This is a genomic window from Halomonas sp. ABH4_019 (assembly GCF_056159885.1).
The window spans coordinates 378,469-404,875 of record NZ_JBSWWC010000002.1 but is presented as its reverse complement, the minus strand read 5'-3'; the positions used below and the strand labels follow the sequence as shown (position 1 = coordinate 404,875).

Annotated in this window: 22 protein-coding genes; 21 read left to right on the top strand and 1 reads right to left on the bottom strand. The window is 69.1% G+C overall.

What is annotated here, in order from left to right:
- The first annotated feature begins 63 nt into the window (after nucleotides 1-63).
- The 13 genes from uppS (at nucleotide 64) to tilS (ending at nucleotide 17,570) form a co-directional block, all read left to right on the top strand.
- Nucleotides 64-822 (top strand): polyprenyl diphosphate synthase, encoded by a 759-nt coding sequence (gene uppS / locus ACXAFN_RS08980; protein ID WP_474988081.1) that lies wholly within the window; start codon nucleotides 64-66, stop codon nucleotides 820-822.
- Nucleotides 815-1,621, top strand: coding sequence for a phosphatidate cytidylyltransferase (locus ACXAFN_RS08975; protein WP_474988079.1), 807 nt, complete (start codon nucleotides 815-817; stop codon nucleotides 1,619-1,621). Before uppS ends, ACXAFN_RS08975 begins: the two co-directional genes overlap by 8 nt.
- Nucleotides 1,618-2,802 (top strand): 1-deoxy-D-xylulose-5-phosphate reductoisomerase, encoded by a 1,185-nt coding sequence (gene ispC, locus ACXAFN_RS08970; protein ID WP_474988078.1) that lies wholly within the window; start codon nucleotides 1,618-1,620, stop codon nucleotides 2,800-2,802. Before ACXAFN_RS08975 ends, ispC begins: the two co-directional genes overlap by 4 nt.
- A 134-nt stretch (nucleotides 2,803-2,936) precedes the next feature.
- On the top strand, nucleotides 2,937-4,292 hold the full coding sequence (rseP, locus tag ACXAFN_RS08965) for a sigma E protease regulator RseP (protein ID WP_474988076.1): 1,356 nt from the start codon (nucleotides 2,937-2,939) through the stop codon (nucleotides 4,290-4,292).
- A gap of 91 nt (nucleotides 4,293-4,383) precedes the next feature.
- Nucleotides 4,384-6,741, top strand: coding sequence for an outer membrane protein assembly factor BamA (gene bamA, locus ACXAFN_RS08960; protein ID WP_474988074.1), 2,358 nt, complete (start codon nucleotides 4,384-4,386; stop codon nucleotides 6,739-6,741).
- A 280-nt stretch (nucleotides 6,742-7,021) separates the two neighbouring features.
- Nucleotides 7,022-8,059 carry a UDP-3-O-(3-hydroxymyristoyl)glucosamine N-acyltransferase gene (gene lpxD, locus ACXAFN_RS08955; RefSeq protein ID WP_474988073.1) on the top strand — a complete coding sequence of 346 codons (1,038 nt, stop codon included), beginning with the start codon at nucleotides 7,022-7,024 and terminating at the stop codon, nucleotides 8,057-8,059.
- A gap of 104 nt (nucleotides 8,060-8,163) precedes the next feature.
- Nucleotides 8,164-8,607 carry a 3-hydroxyacyl-ACP dehydratase FabZ gene (gene fabZ, locus ACXAFN_RS08950; RefSeq protein ID WP_474988071.1) on the top strand — a complete coding sequence of 148 codons (444 nt, stop codon included), beginning with the start codon at nucleotides 8,164-8,166 and terminating at the stop codon, nucleotides 8,605-8,607.
- Nucleotides 8,604-9,371 (top strand): acyl-ACP--UDP-N-acetylglucosamine O-acyltransferase, encoded by a 768-nt coding sequence (gene lpxA, locus ACXAFN_RS08945; RefSeq protein WP_474988070.1) that lies wholly within the window; start codon nucleotides 8,604-8,606, stop codon nucleotides 9,369-9,371. The genes fabZ and lpxA overlap by 4 nt, the downstream gene beginning before the upstream one ends.
- Before the next feature lie 5 nt (nucleotides 9,372-9,376).
- Nucleotides 9,377-10,582, top strand: a complete 1,206-nt coding sequence (gene lpxB, locus ACXAFN_RS08940) for a lipid-A-disaccharide synthase (RefSeq protein WP_474988069.1) — start codon at nucleotides 9,377-9,379, stop codon at nucleotides 10,580-10,582.
- Nucleotides 10,579-11,190, top strand: a complete 612-nt coding sequence (gene rnhB, locus ACXAFN_RS08935; RefSeq protein ID WP_474988068.1) for a ribonuclease HII — start codon at nucleotides 10,579-10,581, stop codon at nucleotides 11,188-11,190. The genes lpxB and rnhB overlap by 4 nt, the downstream gene beginning before the upstream one ends.
- A gap of 334 nt (nucleotides 11,191-11,524) precedes the next feature.
- On the top strand, nucleotides 11,525-15,034 hold the full coding sequence (gene dnaE, locus ACXAFN_RS08930; protein ID WP_474988067.1) for a DNA polymerase III subunit alpha: 3,510 nt from the start codon (nucleotides 11,525-11,527) through the stop codon (nucleotides 15,032-15,034).
- 122 nt (nucleotides 15,035-15,156) lie between these two features.
- Entirely contained in the window at nucleotides 15,157-16,110 is a 954-nt protein-coding gene (locus tag ACXAFN_RS08925) for an acetyl-CoA carboxylase carboxyltransferase subunit alpha (protein ID WP_474988065.1), read from the top strand.
- Nucleotides 16,111-16,289: 179 nt separating this feature from the next.
- Complete coding sequence (gene tilS, locus ACXAFN_RS08920; protein WP_474988064.1) at nucleotides 16,290-17,570, top strand: tRNA lysidine(34) synthetase TilS; 1,281 nt, start codon at nucleotides 16,290-16,292, stop codon at nucleotides 17,568-17,570.
- A 2-nt stretch (nucleotides 17,571-17,572) separates the two neighbouring features.
- Here the strand turns inward: tilS and ppx are convergent, their stop codons facing one another.
- Nucleotides 17,573-19,102, bottom strand: coding sequence for an exopolyphosphatase (gene ppx, locus ACXAFN_RS08915; RefSeq protein ID WP_474988063.1), 1,530 nt, complete (start codon nucleotides 19,100-19,102; stop codon nucleotides 17,573-17,575).
- A 437-nt stretch (nucleotides 19,103-19,539) separates the two neighbouring features.
- Here ppx and rho point away from each other — a divergent pair, with 437 nt between their 5' ends.
- From rho to ACXAFN_RS08875, 8 genes are all read left to right on the top strand, one after another.
- The gene (rho, locus tag ACXAFN_RS08910) at nucleotides 19,540-20,799 is read left to right on the top strand and encodes a transcription termination factor Rho (RefSeq protein ID WP_474988062.1); all 1,260 of its coding nucleotides are present in this window, start codon (nucleotides 19,540-19,542) and stop codon (nucleotides 20,797-20,799) included.
- Nucleotides 20,800-21,148: 349 nt separating this feature from the next.
- Nucleotides 21,149-22,642, top strand: a complete 1,494-nt coding sequence (gene ubiD, locus ACXAFN_RS08905) for a 4-hydroxy-3-polyprenylbenzoate decarboxylase (protein ID WP_474988061.1) — start codon at nucleotides 21,149-21,151, stop codon at nucleotides 22,640-22,642.
- Nucleotides 22,639-23,424, top strand: a complete 786-nt coding sequence (locus ACXAFN_RS08900; RefSeq protein ID WP_474988059.1) for an NAD(P)H-flavin reductase — start codon at nucleotides 22,639-22,641, stop codon at nucleotides 23,422-23,424. Before ubiD ends, ACXAFN_RS08900 begins: the two co-directional genes overlap by 4 nt.
- On the top strand, nucleotides 23,421-24,134 hold the full coding sequence (folM, locus tag ACXAFN_RS08895; RefSeq protein ID WP_474988057.1) for a dihydromonapterin reductase: 714 nt from the start codon (nucleotides 23,421-23,423) through the stop codon (nucleotides 24,132-24,134). The genes ACXAFN_RS08900 and folM overlap by 4 nt, the downstream gene beginning before the upstream one ends.
- A gap of 281 nt (nucleotides 24,135-24,415) precedes the next feature.
- Nucleotides 24,416-24,544, top strand: coding sequence for a hypothetical protein (locus tag ACXAFN_RS08890; protein ID WP_474988055.1), 129 nt, complete (start codon nucleotides 24,416-24,418; stop codon nucleotides 24,542-24,544).
- Between the two features lie 318 nt (nucleotides 24,545-24,862).
- Nucleotides 24,863-25,009: a hypothetical protein gene (locus ACXAFN_RS08885; RefSeq protein ID WP_474988053.1), complete on the top strand. Its 147-nt coding sequence runs from the start codon at nucleotides 24,863-24,865 to the stop codon at nucleotides 25,007-25,009.
- A 124-nt stretch (nucleotides 25,010-25,133) separates the two neighbouring features.
- Complete coding sequence (locus tag ACXAFN_RS08880; RefSeq protein WP_474988051.1) at nucleotides 25,134-25,298, top strand: hypothetical protein; 165 nt, start codon at nucleotides 25,134-25,136, stop codon at nucleotides 25,296-25,298.
- A 7-nt stretch (nucleotides 25,299-25,305) separates the two neighbouring features.
- Complete coding sequence (locus ACXAFN_RS08875) at nucleotides 25,306-26,376, top strand: 3-deoxy-7-phosphoheptulonate synthase (RefSeq protein ID WP_474988049.1); 1,071 nt, start codon at nucleotides 25,306-25,308, stop codon at nucleotides 26,374-26,376.
- Nucleotides 26,377-26,407: the final 31 nt, after the last annotated feature.

Below are 26,407 nucleotides of genomic sequence, written 5' to 3'. Positions count from 1 at the left end.
GGCGGCACCGCCGGGTGCCGCCGTTCACGGAACGCCTCCGTCCCACCCGCCATGCGAGACACCATGACGTCACCCCAGTCTCACCAGCCCCGTGCCGACGGGGACGCCCTGCCGCGCCATGTGGCCATCATCATGGACGGCAACAATCGCTGGGCCAAGGCGCGCGGCATGTCCGGCGTCCGCGGCCACCATGCCGGCGTCGAGTCGGTGCGCGCCACCATTCGCCGCGCCGCCGAGCGTGGCGTCGAGACCCTGACGCTGTTCGCCTTCTCCAGCGAGAACTGGAAGCGGCCCGCCGTCGAGGTCAACGCCCTGATGGAGCTGTTCCTGATGGCGCTGAAGCGCGAGGTCAAGAAGCTCCACCAGCATGGCATCCGCCTCTCGGTGATCGGCGACCGCGATGGCTTCTCCGAGGCCATCCAGAAGCATATCGCCCAGGCCGAGGCACTGACCGCCGACAACCGGGGCCTGCACCTGGTGATCGCCGCCAACTACGGCGGCCAGTGGGACATCGCCCGGGCCGCCCGGCGGCTGGGCCAGCGGGTGGCCGACGGCGAGCTCGCCGCCGAGGAGGTCGACGAGGCGGCGCTCGAGGCGGAACTCTGCCTGCCCACCCCGGTGGACCTGTGCATCCGCACCAGCGGCGAGAAGCGCATCTCCAATTTCCTGCTCTGGCAGCTGGCCTATGCCGAGCTCTACTTCACGCCGGTGCTGTGGCCCGACTTCGGCGCCGAGGCCTTCGATGCGGCCCTGGACGACTTCGCCGGCCGCAAGCGGCGCTTCGGCATGACCGACGAGCAGGTCGAGGCCCAGGGTGCTTAAGCAGCGTATCGTCACCGCCGCCTGGCTCGCGCCGCTGGCGCTGGCCGGGCTGTTCGGCCTGTCCGGCGGCGCCTTCGCGGTCTTTACCGCGGCCATCGTGCTGCTGGCCGCCTGGGAGTGGGCCAACCTCGCGGGCCTGGAGGAGGGCGGCGCGCGCCTGGCGCCGGTGATCGGCCTGGGGGCGCTGATGGCGCTGTTCCACCTGGCCGACCTGCGCCTGGCCCACTGGCCGCTGTGGCTGGGAGCTCTGGGGTGGCTGGTCAACCTCACCTGGGTGGTCGGCTATCCGGATCGTCTCGCCCAGTGGCGCAGCACCGGCATGCGCCTGGCCATGGGGCTGTGGGTGTTGCTGCCCGCCTGGGTCGGCTTCAACGTGCTGCGCGAGGCCGGCGCGGCCTGGCTGCTGTTCGTGCTGCTGGTGGTGTGGGGCGCCGACATCGGCGCCTACTTCGTCGGCAAGTCCCTGGGGCGGCGCAAGCTGGCGCCCCGCGTCAGCCCGGGCAAGACCTGGGAGGGCGTGGCCGGCGGCATGGCGGTGACCGCACTGCTGGCACTGGGCTTCGCCGCCTGGCAGACGCTGTCGCTGGGCGCCACCCTGGGGCTGCTGGCCGCCACCGCGGTGATCACCCTGGCCTCGGTGGTCGGTGACCTGCTGGAGAGCATGCTCAAGCGCCATCGCGGCCTCAAGGACTCCAGCCAGCTGTTGCCTGGCCACGGCGGGGTGCTCGATCGTATCGACAGCCTCACCGCCGCCGTGCCGCTGTTCGCGCTCATCCAGGCGGGGAGCGCGTGGACATGAGTGCGCCCCAGGCCGTTACCGTGTTGGGCGCCACCGGCTCGATCGGCGCCAGCACCCTGGACGTGATCGCCCGTCACCCGGGGCGCTATCGGGTGCATGCGCTGACCGCGCATCGCTCCCGCGAGACGCTGCTGGCTCAGTGCCGTGTGCATGCCCCGGCGCTGGCGGTGCTCGAGCGCGAGGCGGATGCCGCCTGGCTGCGCGAGCGGCTCGACGAGGCGGGGCTTGCCACCGAGGTGCGGGCCGGGCGCGACGCCCTGGTGGAGGTCAGCGAGGCGCCCGAGGTCGCGGTCGTCATGGCGGCCATCGTCGGCGCCGCCGGCCTGCTGCCGACGCTGGCCGCGGTGCGCGCCGGCAAGCGCGTGCTGCTGGCCAACAAGGAGGCCCTGGTGATGTCCGGGGCGCTGTTCATGGAGGCCGTGGGCCGCAGCGGCGCCACCCTGCTACCCATCGACTCCGAACACAATGCCATCTACCAGTGTCTACCCGTCGAGCATCGTGGCGGCCTCTCGCGGGTCGGCGTGAGCCAGCTGCTGCTGACGGCCTCCGGCGGCCCCTTTCGGGGCTGGTCGCGGGAGGCCCTGGCCGGCGTCACGCCCGAGCAGGCCTGCGCCCACCCCAACTGGTCGATGGGCCGCAAGATCTCGGTGGACAGCGCCACCCTGATGAACAAGGGGCTCGAGCTGATCGAGGCCTGCTGGCTGTTCGACGCCGGCCCCGAACAGATCCAGGTGGTGGTGCACCCGCAGAGCGTGATCCACTCCATGGCCGCCTACCATGACGGCTCGGTGCTGGCGCAGCTGGGCAACCCCGACATGCGTACGCCGATCGCCTACGGCCTGGCCTGGCCCGAGCGCATCGAGGCCGGCGTGGAGCCCCTGGACCTGTTCCAGGTCGCCCGGCTCGACTTCGAGCCGGCGGACGAGGCCGCCTTCCCCTGCCTGCGCCTGGCCCGCGAGGCGATGGCCGATGGCGGCACGGCGCCGGCGGTGCTCAATGCTGCCAACGAGGTGGCGGTGTCGGCCTTCCTCGATGGTGCGCTGGGCTTCGCCGAGATCGGCGAGCTGGTGGCCCGGGTTCGCGAGGCCTGCCCGGTGGCGCCCGCCGATGAGCTGGCCGGCATTCTCGACGCCGATGAGCGGGCGAGGCGAGCGGCGCGGGCCTGGCTGACACGCCGCTAGCGGCCGCCACAGGGCCGTCGAATTGACGAGCGTGACATGAGGGCGTCGGGACCTTTCCCGGCGCCATTTGGTCGAGCGTCGGCAGGTGTCGGGCCGAGCCCGGTGCCGTCGTCGACCACCATCAGGAGACTGCCATGGGGCTGATCCAGAACGTGCTGGCCGTGATCGTGGTCCTCGGCCTGCTGATCACTTTCCACGAGTTCGGCCATTTCTGGGTCGCGCGTCGCTGTGGCGTCAAGGTGCTGCGCTTCTCGGTCGGCTTCGGCAAGCCGCTGTGGTCACGCGTCGATCGACATGGCACTGAGTTCGCCGTGGCGGCGATCCCGCTGGGCGGCTACGTCAAGATGCTCGACGAGCGCGAGGGGCCGGTGGCGGAGGAAGAGCGGCACCGGGCCTTCAACCGCAAGGGCGTCTGGTCCCGCATCGCCATCGTCGCCGCCGGCCCGTTGGCTAACTTCCTGCTGGCGCTGGTCGCCTACTGGTTGCTGTTCGTGGCCGGCACCACCACCGTGGTGCCGGTGATCGGCGAGGTCGCCCCTGATTCGCCCGCGGCCCGCGGCGGCCTGGTCGCCGGCCAGGAGATCACCGCCGTGCAGGGCGAGGCCGTGCACTCCTGGGAGGACATCAACCTCGAACTGGTGGCCGCCATCGGCGCCAGCGGCGAGCTGACGGTGGGCGCCCGCGGCGAGGGCGACGGCATGGCCCGCGAGCATCGCCTGCCGGTGCAGGACTGGCTGGTGCGCCAGGACCCGCCCCAGCCGCTGGCGAGCCTCGGCGTTACCCCGTGGCGCCCCAGGCTCCCGGCGGTGCTCGACCGGGTAGTCGACGGCGAGCCTGCGGCGGCAGCCGGGCTCGAGGCCGGCGACGAGATCCTGGCCGTGGACGGCGAGCCAGTGGCCGACTGGAATCGCTTCGTCGAACGGGTGCGGGGGCGCCCCGGGGAGACCCTCGCGCTGACGGTGCGGCGCGGCGACGCGCGGCTGTCGCTGTCGCTCACGCCCCGCCCCAACGTGCTCGAGAATGGCACCACCATCGGCTACGTGGGCGCCGGCGTCGCCTCCGTCGCCTGGCCCGATGAGTACCAGCGCGAGATTCGCTACGGGCCGCTGGCCGCGGTGGGCCAGGCCGTCTCGCGCACCGGCGAGATGACGGTGCTGACCCTCGATGCCATCCGCAAGATGCTGGTCGGGCTGATCTCGCCGTCCAATCTCTCCGGGCCGATCACCATCGCCCGCATCGCCGGCGATACGGCCCGCTCGGGGCTCGAGAGCTTCATCAGCTTCCTGGCCTACCTGTCGATCAGCTTGGGGGTGCTCAACCTGCTGCCGATCCCGGTGCTCGACGGCGGCCACCTGCTCTATTACCTGGTCGAGGTGGTGCGCGGCCGGCCGGTATCGGAACGGGTCCAGGCCGTGGGGCTGCGCATCGGGCTGGCGCTGGTCGGCACCCTGATGTTGATGGCGCTGTATTTCGACCTGATGCGGCTGTGATGGGCCGAGGCCTGGCTTGTCAGTTACCCATGCGAATGTATAAGGTGCCTGTCTGGACAGGTAGGCAGACCAACGCGAGCGAATCGACTGCATGAAGATCAAGACCATTGGACTGGCGGCGCTGCTGCTCGCCGGTGCCGCCAGCGGCACGGCACAAGCACAATCCTTCGACGTAACGGATATACGGGTGGAGGGCCTGCAGCGCGTCTCGGCGGCCTCCGTCTTCAATGCCTTCCCTGTCAATGCCCCCGACCGCGTCGATGAGCGCGAGCTGGCCGAGGCCGCCAAGGCGTTGTTTGCCACCGGCCTGTTCGAGGACGTACGCCTGGCCCGCGAGGGCGACGTGCTGATCATCGAGGTCGAGGAGCGGCCCACCATCACGCGCCTCAACCTCGAGGGCAACAGCCAGATTCCCGAGGAGGAACTGCGGCGCGGCTTGCGCGAGGCCGGCCTCGACGAGGGCCAGGTGCTGCAGCTCTCGACCCTGGAGGAGATCCAGCGCGAACTGTCAGGGGTCTATCAGGCCCAGGGCCGCTACAGCGCCAGCATCGACACCGAGGTCGAGCAGCTCGGCGAGGGCCGCGTCCAGGTCAACATCGACATCGATGAAGGCGCGGTGGCCAAGATCCGCCAGATCAACATCGTGGGCAACCAGGCCTTCGACGACGAGACCCTGCGCGACGTCTTCGAGCTGGAGGATCGCCCGAGCTGGTTCTTCGGCTGGTTCTCCAGCGACGAGTATTCCCGCCAGGCGCTGTCCGGCGACCTGGAACGGCTGCGCTCCTTCTACCTGGACCGCGGCTACGTCAACTTCACGATCGACTCTACCCAGGTCTCCATCGGCCCCGACAAGTCGAAGATCTTCGTCACCATCAACATCAACGAGGGCGAGCGCTATCGGGTTGGCGGCATCGGCTTCGCCGGCGACCTGCGGGTGCCCGAGCGCGAGGCTCGCGATCTGCTCGAGGTCGAGAGCGGTCAGATCTTCTCGCGCAGCGACGTCACCGCCTCGGCGGAAGCGCTGCGCTCGCGGCTCGGCGCCGAAGGCTTCGCCTTCGCCAACGTCGACGGCATCCCCGAGACCCGCGAGGACGGCACCGTCGACCTGACCTTCCGGGTCGAGCCGGGTCGCCGGGCCTATGTGCGGCGCATCGAGTTCGTCGGCAACACCACCACCCAGGACGAGGTGCTGCGCCGCGAGATGATCCAGATGGAGGGCGCGCCGGCCTCCACCGAGTCGATCAGCCAGTCGCGCCAGCGCCTGGAGCGGCTGGGCTTCTTCAAGCAGGTCGAGGTGCAGACCGAGCCGGTGGCCGGGGCCCAGGACCAGCTCGACGTCACCTACACCGTGGAAGAACAGCCGTCCGGCTCGATCTCGGCGAGCATCGGCTTCTCCCAGAGTGCCGGGATCATCTACGGCGCCTCGCTGTCCCAGAACAACTTCCTGGGCACCGGCAACCGGGTCAACATTGGCGCCCAGCGCAGCGATACCTACACCAACCTGAACTTCGGCTTCACCGATCCCTACTGGACCCTCGACGGCATCTCCCGGGGCTATAACCTCTTCTACCGGGAGACCGACTACGAGGACTCGGACATCTCGACCTACTCGACGGATGCCTACGGCGGCGGCATCAACTTCGGCTACCCGATCAACGAGTTGACCCGACTCAACTTCGGTGCCGACGTCGAGGACCTGACCATCGAGACCTACAGCGACACCGCCTCCGAGATCCAGCGCTACGTGCAGGAGCAGGGCGACAACGCCCAGACGCTGAAGTTGACCGCCAGCTGGACGCGCAACGATCTCAATCGCGGCATCATGCCCACCGCCGGCAACTACCAGCGCCTGTCGCTGGAGTCCACGGTGCCCGGCAGCGACGCCGAGTACTACAAGCTGCGCGCCCGGGCCCGGCACTTCTTCCCCTTCGACGAGGAGGAAACCTGGTCGCTCAAGCTGCGTGGCGAGGTCGGCTACGCCGACAGCATCGGTGACGACCCCTATCCGTTCTACGAGAACTTCTTCTCGGGTGGCCTCGGCTCGGTGCGCGGTTTCACCGGCAACACCCTGGGCCCGGCCACCACGCCGCCGTCGGGGGGCAATTCCGACGAGGACCGCACCTTGGGCGGCAACATCCTGGTCGAGGGCGGCCTCGAGTTGATCTTCCCGATGCCGTTCGTCGAGGACAAGCGCTCGGTGCAGCCGTCGCTGTTCGTCGATGCCGGTAATACCTTTCTCACCGACTGCTATGAGGTGCTCGAGGCGGATGCCGGCCAGGCCAGCTGCGAGTCCGGGGTCGACCTGGGCGAGCTGCGCTACAGCGCGGGTCTCGGGATCTCCTGGCTGACGCCGGTGGGGCCGCTGACCTTCAGCGTCGCCGAGCCGATCAACGCCAAGGACGGCGATGACACCCAGTTCTTCCAGTTCTCGCTGGGCCAGAGCTTCTGACCCGGTGTTAGACAGGGACATGTCGAACGGTCGCGCTGTCGCCGTGCCTGTGAGGCCCGGCGACCCGGCCGGCGAGGCGCCCGCGTGCCTCGCTTCGCTCGACCGAGCGAGCCCGGGCCCCTGCCGATGAGGGTCGATCACCGAACCGGGGTGGCGATCGATGGTCCATGGGGGGCCATGGGGGCGGATGGCCGCCCCCTATCGTACGTGGCGATCGCGGTCGGCCGGCAGGTCGGACGCCGTCATCGCAGAGTGATTACATAACCGATACCGGGTTCCCATGACTCAAGACTCTCCTTCCCTGATGCTGGCCGAGATCGCCACGCAGCTGGGGGCCGACCTCCGGGGCGACGGCGAACGCCGCGTGCGTGGCCTGGCCACGCTGCGGGATGCCGGGCCCGACCAGATCACCTTCCTGGCCAACCGCGCCTACCTCAAGGACCTGCCCGGCACCCGCGCCGCCGCGGTGCTGCTGCACCCCAGCCACGCCGCGGATTGCCCCGCCGCCTGCCTGACCCTGGAGAACCCCTACCTGGGCTATGCCCAGCTGTCGCGGCTGTTCGATCCCCTGGCGGGGCGCGATGCCCGCGGGGTCCACCCCTCGGCGGTGGTCGCCGAGGACGCGCGCCTCGGCGAGGGCGTCGCCGTCGGCCCCCAGGCGGTGATCGAGTCGGGCGTCGAGCTCGGCGAGGGGGTGGTCGTCGGGGCGGGCAGCGTGGTCGGCGCCGACAGCCGTATCGGGGCCCATTCGCGGCTGCATGCCAACGTGACCGTCTACCACGGGGTGACCATCGGCGCGCGGGCCATCCTGCACAGCGGCTGCGTGATCGGCGGCGACGGTTTCGGCTTCGCCCATGACGGTGCCGGCTGGCACAAGATCGCCCAGCTCGGCGGGGTGGTGCTGGGCGACGACGTCGAGGTGGGCAGCTGCTCGAGCATCGATCGCGGCGCCCTGGGCGACACCGTGATCGGCGAAGACGTCAAGATCGACAGTCAGGTCCAGATCGCCCACAACGTCCAGGTCGGGGCCCACAGCGCGCTGGCCGGTTGCGTGGGCATCGCCGGCTCCACCCGGGTCGGGCGGCATTGCATGCTGGGCGGTGGCGTGGGGCTTTCCGGCCACCTGACCATCTGCGATGGCGTGCAGGTCACCGGCATGAGCCTGGTCACCAACTCGATCCACGAGCCGGGGGTCTACTCCTCCGGCACCGGCGCCATGGAGAACGGCCAGTGGCGCCGCAGCGCGGTGCGCTTCAAGCAGCTCGACGACATCGCGCGTCGGCTGCAGCGCCTGGAAAAAGCCGAGCGCGACGCTTGAGGCCACCCCCCGGGGCGGTATAATCCCCCGCCCGTCGCCGCCTGGCGGCGACGGCCGTGCCCGCATCGCCGGGCGGGCATCCTGTCATTTCAGAGGTCGCTACGATGGTAATGGACATCAACGAGATTCGTGAATATCTGCCCCACCGCTATCCTTTCCTGCTGGTGGACAGGGTGACGGAACTCGCCCTTGGCGAATCCATCGTTGCCTACAAGAATGTCAGCATCAATGAGCCGTTCTTCAATGGCCACTTCCCGCACCATCCGATCATGCCCGGCGTGCTGGTCATCGAGGCGCTGGCCCAGGCCTGCGGCATCCTCGGCTTCAAGACCGTCAACAAGCTGCCCGCCGACGGCTATGTCTACTACCTGGTCGGCAGCGACAACGTGCGCTTCAAGCGCCCGGTGATGCCCGGCGACAAGCTGGAGCTGCGCGCCGACGTGGTCCGCGAGAAGCGCGGCATCTGGAAGTTCAGCTGCAAGGCCAGCGTGGCCGGCGAGGTGGCCTGCGAGGCCGAGATCATCTGTGCCGAGAGGAAGGTCGCTTGATTCATCCCACTGCCATCGTAGACCCCGCGGCGCGCCTGGCCGATGATGTCGAGGTCGGGCCCTTCAGCGTGATCGGGGCCGACGTCGAGATCGGCGCCGGCTCGCGGATCGGGCCGCACGTGGTGATCCAGGGCCCCACGGTGCTCGGCGCGCGCACGCGCATCTTCCAGTTCGCCTCGGTCGGCGAGGAGTGCCAGGACAAGAAGTACGCCGGCGAGCCCACCCGGCTGGTGATGGGCGACGACAACGTCGTCCGCGAGGGCGTGACCCTGCACCGCGGCACCGTCCAAGACCGCGGCGAGACCACCATCGGCTCGCGCAACCTGTTCATGGCCTACGTCCACGTCGGCCACGACTGCGTGATCGGCGACGACTGCATCCTGGCCAACCAGGTGACCCTGGCCGGCCACGTCACGCTGGGCGATTACGCCATCATCGGCGGCCTATCGGCCATCCATCAGTTCTGCCATTTCGGCGAGCATGCCATGGCCGGCGGCGGCTCGATCATCACCAAGGACACCCCGGCCTACGTGATGATCAACGGCAACCCCGTTCAGGCGCACGGTCTCAATCTGGTCGGCCTGCGGCGCCGCGGTTTCTCCAACGAGGCGATCCGCGCGCTCGGCGAGGCCTACAAGCTGGTCTATCGCCAGGGGCTGACCGTGGAGCAGGCGCTCACCGAGATCCGCGCCCGCTACGCGCTGCCCGAAACCGAGGCCTTTGCCGCGTCCATCGAGGTCTCGACCCGCGGCATCGTGCGCTGAACGGCATGGCGATCGCCCGCGTCTATCTGGTGGCCGGCGAGCTGTCCGGCGACATCCTCGGCGCCGGCCTGATGCGCGAGCTCAAGGCCCGCCACCCCGGCGTCGAGTTCCGCGGCATCGGCGGGCCGCGGATGCTCGAGCAGGGCATCGACAGCCGCTTCCCGCTGGAGACCCTCTCGGTCATGGGCCTGGTCGAGGTGCTCAAGCACCTTCCCGGTCTGGTGCGGGTGCGCCGCGCGCTGCGCCGCGACGCCCTGGCCTGGCAGCCCGACATCGTGATCGGCATCGATGCCCCGGACTTCAACCTGGGGCTCGAGCGTCAATTGCGCGAGGCCGGCCTGACCACCGCCCACTACGTCAGCCCCTCCGTATGGGCCTGGCGCCAGGGGCGGGTCAAGGGCATCGCCCGCTCGGTGGATGCCATGCTGACCTTCCTGCCCTTCGAGGCCGCCTTCTACGCCCGCCACCGGGTGCCGGTGGCCTTCGTCGGCCATCCGCTGGCCGACGAGCTGCCGCTGGTCAACGATCGCGTCGCCGCCCGCGAGGCACTGGGGCTGCCCGTCTCGGCAAGCGACGCTGAGGCGCCGCTGCTGGCGCTGCTGCCCGGCTCCCGGGCCAACGAGATCCGCTTTCTGGGCGCCACCTTCCTCGATGCCGCCGAGCGGCTGTGCCGAGAGCGCGAGGCGCTGCGGGTGGTGATTCCCGCCGCGACGCCGGCGCGGCGCGCCGAGCTCGAGACTCTGCTCGCGGACCGCGAGGCCCTGCGCGGGCGGGTGGTGCTGGTCGACGGCCAGTCCCGCGAGGCCATGGTGGCCGCCGACGCCGTGCTGCTGGCCTCCGGCACCGCGGCGCTGGAGGCCATGCTGTGCCATCGCGCCATGGTGGTGGCCTACCGCATGGCACCGATGACCCACTGGCTGGCCAGGCGGCTGGTCAAGACCGAATGGATCTCGCTGCCCAACCTGATCGCCCGGGAGCGCCTGGTGCCGGAGCTGATCCAGGACGACGCCAACCCTGAGGGCATCGCCGGGGAGCTCGCCGCGCTGCTCGACGACGCCGAGGCGCGCCGCGCCCTGGAGACACGCTTCGCGGCCATGCACGCTGGGCTGCAGCGCGACGCCAGCCGCCGGGCGGTGGATGCCGTCGAGGCGCTGGTGGCGCGCCGGGCGCTGCCGGCCTCGGTGGCCCCCGAGGCCGAGGAGGGCGCATGAGGGCCGAGGACTTCCCGCCGCTGGTCGTCGATTACCGCGGCACGCGGCTGGCCGGCGTCGACGAGGTGGGCCGCGGCCCGCTGGTGGGGCCGGTGGTGGCGGCGGCGGTGATCCTCGATCCGGCCGCGCCGATCGACGGACTCACCGACTCCAAGAAGCTGACCGCGAAGCGTCGCGAGGCGCTGGACGTCGAGATCCGCGCCCGGGCCCTGGCCTTCGCCGTGGCCGAGGCCGACCCCGACGAGATCGATGCCCTGAACATCTATCATGCGACCCATCTGGCCATGCGACGCGCCATCGATGCCCTGTCGCCGGCCGCGGAGTATCTGCTGGTGGACGGTAATCGCCTCCCCGGGCATCATGTGCCGGGGCAGGCGGTGGTCAAGGGCGATGCCCGCCACCCGGCGATCGCCGCGGCCTCGATACTGGCCAAGGTGGCCCGCGACGCCGGCATGCTGGCGCTGGATGCCCGCCATCCGGACTATGGCTTCGCCCGCCACAAGGGTTACCCGACGCCCGAGCACCTGGCCGCCCTGACGCGCCTCGGTGCGCTGCCGGAGCATCGACGCTCCTTCGGCCCGGTAAAACGCCAGTTGGCGCTGTTCTAGGCCGACGAGTCGCCCCTGATAGCGAGGGGCGCCGGGGATAGGCCGAAGGGGAGGTCCGATTCCAGGGGTGAGGCGGAAAAAGAAGAACATCCGGTGGATGTTCTTCCCGCCGAACGGGTTGGCCACGGATGGCCAACCCAGGCCCTGCAAGCGGCGCAGGATGCGAGAGCGCCGCAGGGAATCGGTAGCGTACATGGAGGTATTCACAGCGCCTCCCCGCAGGCCTATCGCCGGATCAGCCCCGAGCAGTGCAGGGCGCGGAGCCTAAGCCATTACGCCGTTCTTGTAGCCTGAATTCCGTACCGACCATTTACCGCCAAGCCCCGAGCCTTCTATGACCACGCCCTTCGTCCATCTCCGTGTGCACAGCGAATTCTCCCTGGTCGATGGCCTGGTGCGTCTCAAGCCGCTGATCAAGGCGGCGGGCAGCCAGGGGGTCCCGGCGGTGGCGCTCACCGACGAGGCCAACCTCTTCGCCCTGGTCAAGTTCTATACCGGCGCCCAGGGGGCCGGCCTAAAGCCGATCATCGGCGGCGACTTCTGGCTGGCCAATCCCCACGACGAGGCGCACCCCTACCGGTTGACGCTGCTGGCCATGAACGACGCCGGCTACCGCAACCTCACCGAGCTGATCTCACGGGGCTGGATGGAGGGTCAGCGGGATGGCCAGGCGCTGCTCGAGCGGCGCTGGGTGCTGGAGCAGAGCGAGGGGCTGATCGCCCTGTCCGGCGGCCGCGAGGGTGACGTCGGCCGCCATCTGGTCACCGAGCATCACGCCGAGGCGCGGACCCTGCTCGAGGAGTGGCAGGCCGCCTACCCGGGGCGCTACTACCTGGAGCTGACCCGCACCGGCCGGCCGCTGGAGGAGGAGTGCGTTCACCTCTCGGTGGACCTGGCGATGGAGACCGGTACCCCGGTGGTGGCCACCAACGACGTGCGCTTCCTCGAGCGCGAGGACTTCTGGGCCCACGAGACCCGCGTCTCGATCGGCGAGGGCAAGGCGCTGGACGACCCGCGCCGCGAGCGCCGCTACACCGAGGAGCAGTACCTCAAGAGCCCCGAGGAGATGGCCGAGCTGTTCGCGGACATTCCCGAGGCGCTCGAGAACAGCGTGATGATCGCCGCGCGCTGCAACGTCGACGTGCGCCTGGGCGAGATCTTCCTGCCGGAATACGGCATCCCCGAGGGCATGACCCAGGACGAGTTCTTCCGCAAGATCTCCCACGACGGCCTGACCGAGCGCCTGGACTTCCTCTACCCGGTCGAGCGCTATCCCCGCGACGGCGGCGAGTACGCCGAGATCGACGCCCGCTACCGCAAGCGGCTCGACTTCGAGCTCGACATCATCCTGCAGATGGGCTTCCCTGGCTACTTCCTGATCGTGATGGACTTCATCCAGTGGGCCAAGGACAACGATGTTCCCGTCGGCCCTGGCCGGGGCTCCGGCGCCGGCTCGCTGGTGGCCTATGCCCAGAAGATCACCGACCTGGACCCGCTCGAGTACGACCTGCTGTTCGAGCGCTTCCTCAACCCCGAGCGGGTCTCGATGCCCGACTTCGACGTCGACTTCTGCATGGAGAAGCGCGACCGGGTGATCGACTACGTGGCCGAGCGCTACGGTCGCGACGCCGTCTCGCAGATCGTCACCTTCGGCACCATGGCCGCCAAGGCGGTGGTGCGCGACGTGGCCCGCGCCCAGGGCAAGCCCTATTCGCTGGGCGACAAGCTCTCCAAGCTGATCCCCTTCGAGGTCGGCATGACGCTGGCCAAGGCCCTCGAGGACGAGCCCCAGCTCAAGGACTTCCTCGAGGCCGACGAGGAGGCCCAGGAGATCTGGGACATGGCGGTGAAGCTCGAGGGCATCACCCGCGGCACCGGCAAGCACGCCGGCGGCGTGGTGATCGCGCCGACCAAGCTCACCGACTTCTCGCCGCTGATCTGCGACGAGGACGGCAGCGGCCTGCGCGTGCAGTACGACAAGAACGACATCGAGGACGCCGGGCTGGTCAAGTTCGACTTCCTGGGGCTGCGTACCCTGACCATCATCGACTGGGCGCTGGAGATGGTCGACAAGGTGCGCGCCGCGGAGGGGCAGGGGCCGCTGAACATCGACGCCATCCCGCTGGACGATCGGCCGACCTTCGAGATGCTCAAGAAGGCCGAGACCACGGCGGTGTTCCAGCTCGAATCCCGCGGCATGAAGGAACTGATCAAGCGCCTGCTGCCGGACTCGCTGGAGGACATGATCGCCCTGGTGGCGCTGTTCCGCCCCGGGCCGCTGCAGTCGGGCATGGTCGACGACTTCATCAACCGCAAGCACGGCCGCGCCGAGATCTCCTACCCGCACCCGGACTATCAGCACGAGCTGCTCAAGCCGGTGCTCGAGCCCACCTACGGCATCATCCTCTACCAGGAGCAGGTGATGCAGATCGCCCAGGTGATGGCCGGCTACAGCCTGGGCCAGGCCGACATGCTGCGCCGCGCCATGGGCAAGAAGAAGCCCGAGGAGATGGCCAAGCAGCGGGTCGGCTTCATGGAAGGCTGTGCCGAGAACGGCATCGACAAGGACCTGGCGGGCAACATCTTCGACCTGGTGGAGAAGTTCGCCGGTTACGGCTTCAACAAGTCGCACTCGGCGGCCTATGGCCTGGTGTCGTATCAAACCGCCTGGCTGAAGGCGCACTATCCCGGGCCCTTTATGGCGGCGGTGATGTCCACCGAGATGGACAACCTCGACAAGGTGGTGCCGCTGATCGAGGAGTGTCGCCATCTCAAGCTCACGGTGACCCCGCCGGACGTCAACGTCGGCGGCTACAAGTTCACCGTCGACGTCGAGGGCCGCGTGGTCTACGGCCTGGGCGCCATCCGCGGGGTCGGCGAGGGCCCCATCGGCGCCATCGTCGAGGCCCGCGAGGAGGGTGGTGCCTTCCGCGACCTGTTCGACTTCTGCAAGCGGGTCGACCCCAAGCGCATGAACAAGCGCACCCTGGAGGCGCTGATCCGCTCCGGTGCGCTGGACAACCTGGGGCCGAGCCGCGCGGTGCTCACCGCGTCCCTGGATGCCGCCCTCAAGGCCGCGGCCCAGAACCAGACCAACCAGAACCTGGGCATGATGGACATGTTCGGCGAGGCCTTCGCCGCCTCGGACGAGGAGGACGACAGCGACGTCTACGCCGACTATCGCCGGGTGCGCGACTGGAGCGACAAGGAGCGCCTGGCCGGCGAGAAGGATACCCTCGGGCTCTACCTCACCGGCCACCCCATCGACGAGTACGAGAAGGAGCTCGAGCGCTTCGTCTCCACGCGCATCGCCGACTTGAAGCCCTCCCGGGAGCCCCAGCGGGTCGCCGGGCTGGTGGTGGGGCTGCGCACCATGAAGTCCAAGCGCGGCGATACCATGGCCTTCGTCACCCTGGACGACCGCACCGGACGCATCGAGGCCTCGCTGTTCGGTGAGCTGTTCGACGCGGTGCGCGGGCGGCTCGATACCGACCAGGTGCTGATCGTCGAGGGCGAGGTGCAGAGCGACGACTATTCCGGCGGGCTGCGACTGCGCGGCAAGGAGATCACGCCGATGGTCGATGCTCGCACCCGCTACGGCCAGGCGGTAGAGCTGGCCCTGGACGGCGCCAAGGTCAATGGCCGGCTGGTGGACAGCCTGCGTGACAGCCTCACGCCCTATCGCGACGGCGGCGGCCTGCCGGTGCGGCTGCGCTATCGCACCCCCGAGGCCAGCGGCTGGCTGGAGCTGGCCGAGGAGTGGCGGGTCGTGCCCTCCGACGAGCTGCTGATCGCCCTGCGCGAGGTCGAGGGCCAGGACGGCGTGCGGCTGCGCTACCGCTGAGCCGGCACGGACAATGTACACAACCCCTGGCCCGCCTTGCGTGGGCGTGTCAGGGTGCGATAATGCATGGCATTTGACGCTTCCCCCGGTCGCCTCTTCGGCCGACGAGACAAGGCTAGCCCATGAATCCCAACTACCTAGACTTCGAACAGCCCATCGCCGAGCTCCAGGCCAAGATCGAGGAGCTGCGCCTGGTCGGCAACGACAGCCAGGTCAACCTGAGTGACGAGATCGGCCGGCTCGAGGAGAAGAGTCGCAAGCTGACCGAGTCGATCTTCAAGGATCTGACCGCCTGGCAGGTGTCCCAGCTGTCGCGCCATCCCCAGCGCCCCTACACCCTGGACTACCTGGAGCACGTATTCACCGACTTCGACGAGCTGCACGGCGATCGCAACTTCGCCGACGACGCCGCCATCGTCGGCGGCGTGGCGCGGCTCGACGACAAGCCGGTGATGGTCATCGGCCACCAGAAGGGCCGCGACGTCAAGGAGAAGGTGCGCCGCAACTTCGGCATGCCGCGTCCCGAGGGCTACCGCAAGGCCTGCCGGCTGATGGAGATGGCCGAGCGCTTCAAGATGCCGGTGCTGACCTTCATCGACACCCCGGGCGCCTATCCGGGCATCGACGCCGAGGAGCGTGGCCAGAGCGAGGCCATCGCCTACAACCTGGCGGTGATGTCCCGGCTCAAGACGCCGATCGTCGCCACCGTGGTCGGCGAGGGCGGCTCCGGCGGGGCGCTGGCCATCGGCGTCTGCGACGAGCTGGCCATGCTGCAGTACTCCACCTACTCGGTGATCTCTCCCGAAGGCTGCGCCTCCATCCTGTGGAAGAGCGCCGAAAAGGCCTCCGACGCCGCCCAGGCCATGGGCATCACCGCCGAGCGGCTCAAGGAGCTGGGCTTCGTCGATACCCTGATCCCCGAGCCCCTGGGCGGCGCGCATCGCCAGCCGAGGGACACCGCCGAGCGCATCCGCACCGCGCTGACCGAGAGCCTCGACCGGCTGGGCGGCATGGACACCGATGAACTGCTCGAGCGGCGCTACCAGCGCCTCATGTCCTACGGCGCCCCCGTCTGATATCGGGCCTTTCTGCGCTCGATCTGGCGGTGTTGGAGAAGACCTCATCCTGCTCATTTAGCCGCAAGTAAACTCCGCGGCTTCGGTCTTCTCCGCCTAGCCAGATCGTCGCTCGAAGAGGCCTCTGGCTTGGGTGGTGACAGCGTTGCCATCGACATGCCTGAGATGGCTCTCTATTCATGACCCTCGAGCTTTCTTCCCTGCAAGCCGTGATCGACCGCGCCCTGGCACAGACCCCGCCGGGGCGTTGTGTCTGGGTGGCGTTGTCCGGCGGGCTCGATTCCGCGCTGCTGCTGACCCTGGCCGCCGAGGCCTGCCGGCGTCATCCGCGCCCGCTGCGGGCGCTGCACGTGCATCACGGCCTGCAGGCCGCCGGCGACGACTTCGAGCGTCACTGCCGGCGGCTGTGCTCGCGGTTCGGGGTGCCGCTCTTCGTGGAGCGTGCCGCGGTCGACGCCTCGGCGGGGCGGGGGCTCGAGGGCGAGGCGCGGGAGGCCCGCTACGGCGCCTTCGCCCGTCGCGTCGGCATCGATGAGACCCTGTGGCTGGCCCAGCATCGCGATGACCAGGCCGAGACCTTCCTGCTGGCGGCGCTGCGCGGTGCCGGCCCCCGTGGACTCGGCGCCATGCCGACGGTGCGCGATCTCGAGGGGTGTCGTCTCGTCCGTCCGCTGCTCGACGCGTCCCGCGCGGCGCTGGAGGCCGAGGCTACGAGGCTGGGGCTTTGCTGGGTCGAGGACCCGAGCAACGCCGACACCCGCCTGGATCGCAACTTCCTGCGCCATCGGGCGCTGCCGCTGCTGGCATCTCGCTGGCCGCAGTCTGGTGCGGCGCTGGCGCGCAGCGCGACACTCGCCGCCGAGGCCGACGGCCTGCTCGAGGAGTTTGCCGGGGAGGATCTGGCTCGGCTCTCCGGGAAGCCCGGCCGTCTCCCGGTCGAGGCGCTGCTGGCGCTCTCGCCGCCGCGTCGCCGGCTGTTGATCCGCCATTGCCTGGGGCGGCAGGGACTGCCGACGCCGCCCGCCGCTCGCCTGGGGGCGCTGCTCGAGCAGCTCGAGGCGCGTCGTGACGCCGAGGTGCGTGTGGCCTGGGCGGGCGCCGAGGCCCGTGTGTGGCGCGGCGCGCTGTATCTGCTGGCGCCGGTCGCGCCTCTGCCGGCCGACTGGCGTAGCGAGTGGGATGGGCGCACGTCGCTTCCCACGCCACTGGGAAGGCTCGTCTCCGGGCTGGTTCGCGAGGACGGGCGGCCGGCGGCGCTGGTGCTGGCGCCGCGCCTCGGCGGCGAGCGGCTGCGCCTGGCGGGCCGCGGACGCCGTGATCTCAAGCGGCTGCTGCAGGAATGGGGGCTGCCGCCCTGGGAGCGTGCCGGGCTGATCGTCGCCTGGCACGGCGGTGACATGGTCGCGGTGGGGCGGCCCTCGGGCTGGCTGGCCTGCGCCGAGGGCTGGCGCGCCGACTGAACTCAGTCGGCGGCGAGGGTCAGCGTCAGCTCCGCGGCTCGCTGGTAGGCGACCTCCTGCTCCAGGTCGGCGAGCAGCAGGCTCGGTTCCTCCTCGTCGAGGCACAGGCGCATGGCCTCGCCGTCGATGTGTAGCCGGGGCGGGTGGGGAGGCTGCTCGGGGCGGGAGTGGTTGAGCAGCACCGCCAGGCGCAGCAGCCGGGCCAGCCGCGCGTGGGGGCGCCGCTCGGCGCCGGGCAGGGCCTGCCACTCCTTGGTGGGGAACTTGCGCCGGTGGGCGCGCACCAGGAAGGCCAGCAGTCGTTGCTCCGGGCGCGAGAAGCCGGCCAGGTCGGAGTGTTCCAGCAGGTAGGCGCCGTGGCGGTGGAACTGGCTGTGGGAGATGGCCAGGCCGATCTCGTGGAGCCGGCTGGCCCACTCCAGGAAGCGCGCCTGGTCGTCGTCCAGTTGCCAGGCCTCGCGCGCCTGCTCGAGCAGTGCCAGGGCCGTGGCGGCGACGTTGTCGGCCTGGCGGACATCGACGCCGTAGATGCGCTCGAGGTTGGCCAGGGTCTTGAGCCGCGAGTCCTCGGGGCTGTTGCGTCCCACCATGTCGTAGAGCACGCCCTCGCGCAGGGCGCCGTCCGAATAGCGCATCGCCTCCAGCTCGAAGGCCTCGAAGATGGCGCCCAGGATGGCGATGCCGGCGGGGAAGACCCGGGCGCGGTCGGCCTTGAGGCCGTCCATCGAGACCTTGTCCAGGCGCTTGCACTTCAGCAGCCGCTTGCGCAGGTCCGCCAGGCCCGCGCGGGTGATCATGCCCTCGGGGGACTGGCCGGCGGCGGCGATCACCGCCGCGGCGGCCTTGATGGTCCCGCTGGAGCCCACCGGGTCGCTCCAGCCGAGCTTCTGGAAGGGGCGGCGGATATTGGCGAGCTCCGAGAGCGCGGCCAGCTCGGCGCGTCGCATGCGCTTCTCGGTGATCTCGCCGCCGTCGAAGAAGCGCCGGGTATAGGTCACGCAGCCCATGCTCAGGCTCTCCAGGGCCTGGGGCTCGAAGTCTTCGCCGATGATGAACTCGGTGGAACCGCCGCCGATGTCGACGATCAGCCGCCGACCCTCTTCGGCCACCGCCTGAGCGGCGCCCAGGTAGATCAGGCGGGCCTCCTCGCGGCCGGCGATGATCTCGATGCGGGTGCCCAGCAGCGCCTCGGCGCGGTCGATGAAGGCCTGGCTGTTGTCGGCATCGCGCAGGGCGTTGGTGCCCACCACCCGCGTGTCTCGAGAGGCGATGCCCTCCAGGAAGGGGGCAAAGCGGGCCAGGCAGTCCAGGGCGCGGGTCATGGCGTCTTCGCTGAGCTGGCCGTCCTCGTCGAGGCCGGCGGCCAGCTGGACCTTGTCGCCCTGGCGAGCGACCACCTGCAGGCGATCGTCCTGGTAGTTGGCGACCAGCAGGTGGAAGCTGTTGGAGCCGAGGTCGATGGCGGCGAGGCGGCGAGGGGCACTGTCAGGTGCGCCGGCGTCGGCGGCGAATCGGTCCTTGGGCGCTGTCATGGCGGGTCCTTCAGGGTGACTGGCCAAAGGTTGCGGGCGCCCATCGGGCTTGTCAATCGCCCCGGCGCCGGAAGCGAGGGGTATTGCGTTTCCCCTCGGCCTTGACTAGTATCGAGTCGTTCGCCTGTTCCGAATGCTTCCCGACCGCGCTTGGCGAACTCGCCCCGGTCATTTCCAAGTCGTCAGATAGCCCACTGCAATCAGCCCGTGACGTCGGCCTCAGGCCCGATGCGCTGATTCAGGCGAAAACGAATCTGCTCCCTCGCCTCCGAGACTGGCCCGGCTTCCCTTCGGTTGCCCGCCCGTGGCCATGCCCGCATTCGACGAGAAGCAGCCTGTCCGGGCTCTGAACGCATCCACGCGGCGTTAACGTCTCGCCTCTTTTCCCATACGGCGCACGACTGCCCGGCTTTCACGAGCAACTTCTGAACACACCGATGAATCTTACCGAACTCAAGCAAAAGCCCGTGCCGGAACTCCTGGAGATCGCCCGCGAGATGGGCATCGACAACCTGGCGCGTTCCCGCAAGCAGGACATCATCTTCGCCATCCTCAAGAAGCACGCCAAGAGCGGCGAGGCCATCTACGGCGACGGCGTGCTGGAGATCCTGCAGGACGGGTTCGGCTTCCTGCGCAGTGCCGACAGCTCCTACATGGCCGGCCCCGATGACATCTATGTGTCGCCCTCCCAGATCCGGCGCTTCAACCTGCGCAAGGGCGACTCCATCTCCGGCAAGATTCGTCCGCCCAAGGAAGGGGAGCGTTACTTCGCGCTGTTGAAGGTCAGCGAGATCAACCTCGACAAGCCGGAGAACGCCAAGCACAAGATCCTCTTCGAGAACCTCACGCCGCTGTTCCCCCAGGAACGGCTGCGCATGGAGATCGGCAACGGCTCCACCGAGGATCTCACGGCGCGGATCATCGATCTCACCGCGCCCATCGGCAAGGGCCAACGCGGCCTGCTCGTCTCGCCCCCCAAGGCGGGCAAGACGCTGATGCTGCAGAACATCGCCACCTCGATCACCCGTAACAATCCCGAGTGCCACCTGATCGTGCTGCTGATCGACGAGCGGCCCGAAGAGGTCACCGAGATGTCGCGGACGGTGCGTGGCGAGGTGGTGGCGTCCACCTTCGACGAGCCGCCGGCCCGCCACGTCCAGGTGGCCGAGATGGTGATCGAGAAGGCCAAGCGGCTGGTCGAGCACAAGAAGGACGTGGTGATCCTGCTCGATTCCATCACCCGCCTGGCGCGTGCCTACAACACCGTGGTGCCGTCCTCCGGCAAGGTGCTGACCGGCGGTGTCGATGCCCACGCCCTGGAGAAGCCCAAGCGCTTCTTCGGCGCGGCGCGCAACATCGAGGAAGGCGGCAGCCTGACCATCATCGCCACAGCGCTGGTCGATACCGGCTCCAAGATGGACGAGGTGATCTTCGAGGAGTTCAAGGGCACCGGCAACATGGAAGCCCACCTGGACCGCAAACTCGCCGAGAAGCGTGTCTACCCGGCCCTCAACATCCGCCGCTCCGGCACCCGCCGCGAGGATTTGATCGCCTCCGAGGACGAAATGCAGCGCATGTGGATCCTGCGCAAGCTGCTCAACCCGATGGACGATACCGCGGCCACCGAGTTCCTGATCGACCGCCTCAAGGATACCAAGACGAACCTCGAGTTCTTCGAGGCCATGAAGCGGCGTTGACCCTAAGGCGCCGCGCCCGGCGAGGTACGAGGATCGCCGCCGGCGCCACACCGAGCGAAACCCTGATGCCTCGCTCGCGGCCTGCGCGTCGCGGCACAACATAGTCCCTCACGAGTACCGCTCGCCCGCCATCCCTGGCGGGCGCCGCGCGCCGCTTCACTCTGTATCAGCGCTCGGCTAAGGGCTTGTGCGGCGGCCCTCGCCACGCTTCCTTATGTTCGAGTCGAGCGGTTCCTGGGGGATTTACCGGGCGCACCTGGAGTGGCCGAGTTAGGCGCAGCATCCCAAAGGGGCGGCATGGTATGCTGCCCCTTTTGCGTGAGTGTCGTTCGAGAAACGGGAAGGCCGCATGAAGTACAAGGATCTGCGCGAGTTCATCGCCGCGCTGGAGGCCCAGGGCGAGCTCAAGCGCGTCACCGCCGAGGTGGATCCCTACCTGGAAATCACCGAGATATGTGATCGTACCCTCCAGGCGGGGGGGCCGGCGCTGCTGTTCGAGAACGTCAAGGGCCATGACATGCCGCTGCTCGGCAACCTCTTCGGCACGCCGAAGCGGGTCGCCATGGGCATGGGCCAGGACTCGGTCGGCGCGCTGCGCGAGGTCGGCGAGCTGCTGGCCTTCCTCAAGGAGCCGGAGCCGCCCAAGGGCTTTCGCGATGCCCTGGACAAGTTGCCGGTCTACAAGCAGGTGATGAGCATGGGGCCCAAGCGGCTCAAGCGCGCCCCGGTTCAGGAGGTGGTGTTCGAGGGCGACGATGTCGACCTCGACCGGCTGCCCATCCAGCACTGCTGGCCCGGCGACGCCGCGCCGCTGGTCACCTGGCCGCTGGTGGTCACCAAGGGACCCCACAAGAAGCGCCAGAATCTGGGGATCTATCGCCAGCAGAAGCTGTCGCGCAATCGCCTGATCATGCGCTGGCTGTCCCATCGCGGCGGTGCCCTGGACTTCCAGGAGTGGTGCCAGGCGCATCCCGGCGAGCCCTTCCCGGTGGCGGTGGCGCTGGGCGCCGATCCGGCGACCATCCTCGGCGCGGTGACGCCGGTGCCGGACAGCCTCGCCGAGTACGCCTTCGCCGGGCTCTTGAGAGGCTCGCGCACCGAGCTGGTCCCGTGCGGCCACGCCGACCTGGAAGTGCCGGCCTCCGCCGAGATCATCCTCGAGGGCTTCCTGTACCCGGACGACACCGCCCCGGAGGGGCCTTACGGCGATCACACCGGCTACTACAACGAGGTGGAGACCTTCCCGGTGTTCACCGTGACGCGCATGACCATGCGCCGCGATGCCATCTATCACTCCACCTATACCGGCCGGCCGCCCGACGAGCCGGCGATCCTGGGCCTGGCGCTCAACGAGGTCTTCGTGCCCATCCTGCGCCGCCAGTTCCCCGAGATCACCGATTTCTATCTGCCCCCGGAGGGCTGCTCCTACCGCATGGCGGTGGTGACCATGAAGAAGCAGTATCCGGGCCACGCCAAGCGGGTGATGATGGGCGTGTGGAGCTTCCTCCGCCAGTTCATGTACACCAAGTTCGTGGTGGTGCTCGACGACGACGTCGACGCCCGCCGCTGGGAGGACGTGATCTGGGCCATCACCACCCGCATGGATCCCGCGCGGGACACGGTGATGGTGGAGAACACTCCCATCGACTATCTGGATTTCGCCTCCCCGGTGGCGGGGCTGGGCTCCAAGATGGGCCTGGACGCCACCGACAAGTGGCCCGGCGAGACCGATCGCGAGTGGGGCACGCCCATCGTCATGGACGCGGCCGTCAAGGCCCGCGTCAGCGAGCGCTGGGACGAGCTGGGCATCGATATCCCTGACAGCGACAAGAGGCATTCATGACGGCAAGGACCCTGACCTGCCAGGTCGTCGAGGTCGAGGACCTCACCCCCGACGTCTTCCGAGTGCACCTGGAAGGCCGTGCCGAGGCCATGGCCCATGCGCCCGGCCAGTACCTGGAGATGCAACTGGACCCCGAGACCTGGGTGCCGTTCTCCATCGCCAACGCCCACGGTGGCGACGGCCGCCTGGAGCTGCATATCCAGCATTGGCCCGAGCGTAGCAACTCGGCGCGGCTGCGCGAGCTGCTGGTGGAAGCCCAGCGCCTGACCCTGCGCCTGCCCGGCGGCGACTGCGTGCTCGACCCCGACAGCCGCCGCCCGCTGCTGCTGGTGGCCGCCGGCACCGGCTTCGCCCAGATGAAGGCCATCGTCGAGGCGGCACTGCACGCCGATCCCGAGCGCGAGATCGCCCTGTGGTGGGCGGCCAAGGAGCGCCGCGAGTTGTATCTGGAGAGCCTGGCCCGGGAGTGGGCCGCCGAGTACCCGAACCTGACCTTCCACGGCGTCAGCGAGCAGGGCATGGATTCGGCCTTCGCCGCCGAGCGCATCCAGGGTCATGTCGGCCGCATCGATGCCGCCCTGGGCGAGGCCCTCGACGACGTCGATGTCTCCGGCCATGACGTCTATCTCTCCGGCTCGCCCGGCATGGTCTACGCCTGCGTCGACGTCCTGGCGTCGCTGGGGCTCGAGCCGTCGCGGGTGTTCTCCGATGTCTTCGCCTATGCCCCGCGGGACCCGCTGGTACCCACCGTGGGCAGCCTGGTGCGGGAGCGCCGGGCATGAGCGCCTCGCCGATCTTGATCACCGGCGGCGCCCAGCGGCTGGGCCGCCACTGCGCCGAGCGGCTGCGTGACGAGGGGCACCCGGTGATCGTCAGCTATCGTCGCGAGCGCGAGGAACTCGAGGCGCTTCGCAGCCGAGGCATCGTCACCCTGCAGGCCGATTTCGCCAGCCAGGCCGGCATCGAGGACTTCCTGGAGCGACTGCGCGCCGAGACCACCTCGCTGCGCGCCATCGTCCACAACGCCAGCGACTGGGCGCCGGACGTCGAAGGGCCCGAGGCCGGCGACAACTTCGAACGCCTGTTCCGGGTGCACATGCTGGCGCCCTACCTGATCAACCTCGGCGCCCGGGAGCTGCTCGAGGCCTGCGCCGAGCCGATGCGCGACATCGTGCACATGACCGATTTCGTGGCGCAGAAAGGGTCGCGCAAGCATGCCGCCTACGCCGCCACCAAGGCCGGACTCGAGAACCTGACCCTGTCGTTCGCCGCCATGTACGCGCCGGCGATCCAGGTCAACGCCATCGCCCCGGCGATGATCATGCTCAACGAGGGCGATGACGAAGCCTACGCCGAGAAGGCCAGGGCCAAGTCGGCGATGGGGATGATCCCCGGGCCCGGCGTCATTCACCAGAGCCTGCGCTACCTGCTCGACAATCGCTACGTGACCGGAGTGACCCTGCCGGTCGATGGCGGGCGCCACCTTCGCTAGGCTGCGTCCGAAAAGTGCCTGCGCTCGGCCATACGGTGTTAAAAATCGGCTCGTGCGCGAGCCCGGTCAAAGTACTCATTTACAGCTTGTAAACTCGCACGCGAGCCCGGTCCGCCTTTTGACTCGCGACCTCCATGTCGCTCGTTCTTCGAGCAGCGGAGCTGCCCAAATCGGCATTCCCTGCCGATTTGTCGCCGATTTTTGCCGTGTCTGACCTTCGCTCGACGACTTTTCATACCGAACCTAGACTGCAAAAAAATTCCAACAGAGAGGAGCCTCCGATGACGACACACGACGAAAACTTCAAGGACGACAGCGGCCTGCTGGCCGTGGTTCTGGGCCTGGCGGTGCTGGTGGGCATGAGCTGCCTGCCGGCCACCATCGCCTGGGTTCAGCTCGCCACCGGCTGATAGCGCCCTTTAGGGCAATCGCAGTTGGACCAGGCAAGGGGCGCCGGGGACAGGTCGTCGAGGGGGTTTTTGGCCATGGGTGAGGCGATCTTCGCCGAACGCGCTGGCCATGGATGGCCAGCGCCGGCTCTGCAAGCGGAGCAGGATGCGAGAGCGAAGCAGGGCCAAAGTAGCGCCCAGGGAGGGGTTCATAGCGCCCCTCGACGACCTGTCGACGGATCAGCCCCAGACGAGGGGGATCTGCGATAGCCCAGTAGCGCCCTTGTCATCCCGTCCGCGAGAGGGCAGGATAAGACGAGTACACAGGAGAGACCGCCCATGACACCGAGCCCGCTCACCACCACGCGCCTTGCCTCGACCGCCGCTTCGGCGCCGATGGCCCGTGGTCACGAGAGCGTCTCCGGTGCCAGCTATTATTGGCCGGGCTACTGGTTTAGCGACGGCGTGCCGGCGGCCGGTTCCTGACAGCACAGGACGACGCTGCGAGGCACGCCCCGCCCAGGGTTGCCTCCGACATGCAGAACCCCCGGACGGCAACCCCGCCCGGGGGTTCTGCGTTTTCGACACCATCATTCCGAGGAGACGACCCATGACCGCATTCGACCGCCGCTACGCCGAGTTCCGCACCCAGGGCCGGGACTATTACGGCTATGGCTGGCGATTTATCGACATGCGGTCGGCTCAGTGCGCCACCTCCGACCGTGAGCCTGCCGGTGGCATGACCACACCCCGATGTTCCCGCTCACGGAGTTGATGCCCCTATGAACGCCCCCGTTTCCCTCGCTTCTCCCTCGGAGTCCGCTCCGACCTGCCGCGCCCACGCTGTTCTGCCCACGCCGGCGGAACTTCACCGGACCCTGCCGCTCGAGCCGGCGCTCGCCCGGCGCATCGCCGACCAGCGCCAGGCCATCCGCGACGTCCTCGCCGGCCACGACGACCGGCTGCTGGTGGTGGTCGGCCCCTGCTCGATCCATGACCCCGAGGCGGCCCTCGAGTACGCCCGCCGACTGGCCGCGCTGGCGCCTGCGGTCGAGGATCGGCTGCTGCCGGTGATGCGCGTCTACGTCGAGAAGCCGCGTACCACCGTCGGCTGGAAGGGACTGGCCTACGATCCGGACCTGGACGGCAGCGGCGACCTGTCCCGCGGCCTCGAGCTGTCGCGTTCGCTGATGCGCGAGATCGCTGGGCTTGGCCTGCCGGTGGCCACCGAGCTGCTGCAGCCGATGCTGGCCCCCTACCTCGACGACCTGCTGAGCTGGGTGGCGATCGGCGCCCGTACCACCGAATCCCAGCTGCATCGCGAGCTGGCCAGCGGCCTCGAGGCCGTGGTCGGCTTCAAGAACGCCACCAGCGGCGACCTGCAGGTGGCCGTGGATGCCATGCGCGCCGCGGCGCATCCCCACCAGCATTTCGCCATGGGGGCGGATGGCCGGCCGATGATGCGCGAGACCCCCGGCAACCCGCATACCCACGCGGTGCTGCGTGGCGGCCACGGCGAGCCCAACTTCCGGGCTCCTCAGGTAGCGGCGGCGCGTCGCACCCTGGAAGAGGCCGGCCAGTCGCCGCGACTGATGGTCGACTGCAGCCACGCCAACGCCCGCAAGGACCACCGCCGGCAGAGCGAGGTGATGCTCGACGTGCTGGGCCAACGGCTGGGGGGGGACGCCTCGCTGATGGGGCTGATGCTCGAGAGCCACCTCCACGAGGGCAAGCAGCCGCTGGCGCCCGGAAAGCTTCGCCACGGGGTCTCGGTCACCGATGCCTGCATCGGCTGGGAGACCACCGAGCACCTGCTGACGAGCGCCGCGGAGCGCCTGCGCCGGGGAATCTGATTCCCGATCGACGGGTCGTCATGCCCGTCGA

Bases quoted from the DNA above. Each gene is read 5' to 3' on its own strand.
- bamA (WP_474988074.1), top strand. From the start codon at position 4,384: ATGAAGATCAAGACCATTGGACTGGCGGCGCTGCTGCTCGCCGGTGCC.
- lpxB (WP_474988069.1), top strand. From the start codon at position 9,377: ATGGCGATCGCCCGCGTCTATCTGGTGGCCGGCGAGCTGTCCGGCGAC.
- rnhB (WP_474988068.1), top strand. From the start codon at position 10,579: ATGAGGGCCGAGGACTTCCCGCCGCTGGTCGTCGATTACCGCGGCACG.
- ACXAFN_RS08875 (WP_474988049.1), top strand. From the start codon at position 25,306: ATGAACGCCCCCGTTTCCCTCGCTTCTCCCTCGGAGTCCGCTCCGACC.
- tilS (WP_474988064.1), top strand. From the start codon at position 16,290: ATGACCCTCGAGCTTTCTTCCCTGCAAGCCGTGATCGACCGCGCCCTG.
- ACXAFN_RS08885 (WP_474988053.1), top strand. From the start codon at position 24,863: ATGACACCGAGCCCGCTCACCACCACGCGCCTTGCCTCGACCGCCGCT.
- rseP (WP_474988076.1), top strand. From the start codon at position 2,937: ATGGGGCTGATCCAGAACGTGCTGGCCGTGATCGTGGTCCTCGGCCTG.
- uppS (WP_474988081.1), top strand. From the start codon at position 64: ATGACGTCACCCCAGTCTCACCAGCCCCGTGCCGACGGGGACGCCCTG.
- ACXAFN_RS08880 (WP_474988051.1), top strand. From the start codon at position 25,134: ATGACCGCATTCGACCGCCGCTACGCCGAGTTCCGCACCCAGGGCCGG.
- lpxD (WP_474988073.1), top strand. From the start codon at position 7,022: ATGACTCAAGACTCTCCTTCCCTGATGCTGGCCGAGATCGCCACGCAG.
- ACXAFN_RS08900 (WP_474988059.1), top strand. From the start codon at position 22,639: ATGACGGCAAGGACCCTGACCTGCCAGGTCGTCGAGGTCGAGGACCTC.
- ppx (WP_474988063.1), bottom strand. From the start codon at position 19,102: ATGACAGCGCCCAAGGACCGATTCGCCGCCGACGCCGGCGCACCTGAC.
- ACXAFN_RS08925 (WP_474988065.1), top strand. From the start codon at position 15,157: ATGAATCCCAACTACCTAGACTTCGAACAGCCCATCGCCGAGCTCCAG.
- folM (WP_474988057.1), top strand. From the start codon at position 23,421: ATGAGCGCCTCGCCGATCTTGATCACCGGCGGCGCCCAGCGGCTGGGC.
- ubiD (WP_474988061.1), top strand. From the start codon at position 21,149: ATGAAGTACAAGGATCTGCGCGAGTTCATCGCCGCGCTGGAGGCCCAG.
- ispC (WP_474988078.1), top strand. From the start codon at position 1,618: ATGAGTGCGCCCCAGGCCGTTACCGTGTTGGGCGCCACCGGCTCGATC.
- fabZ (WP_474988071.1), top strand. From the start codon at position 8,164: ATGGTAATGGACATCAACGAGATTCGTGAATATCTGCCCCACCGCTAT.
- rho (WP_474988062.1), top strand. From the start codon at position 19,540: ATGAATCTTACCGAACTCAAGCAAAAGCCCGTGCCGGAACTCCTGGAG.
- dnaE (WP_474988067.1), top strand. From the start codon at position 11,525: ATGACCACGCCCTTCGTCCATCTCCGTGTGCACAGCGAATTCTCCCTG.
- ACXAFN_RS08890 (WP_474988055.1), top strand. From the start codon at position 24,416: ATGACGACACACGACGAAAACTTCAAGGACGACAGCGGCCTGCTGGCC.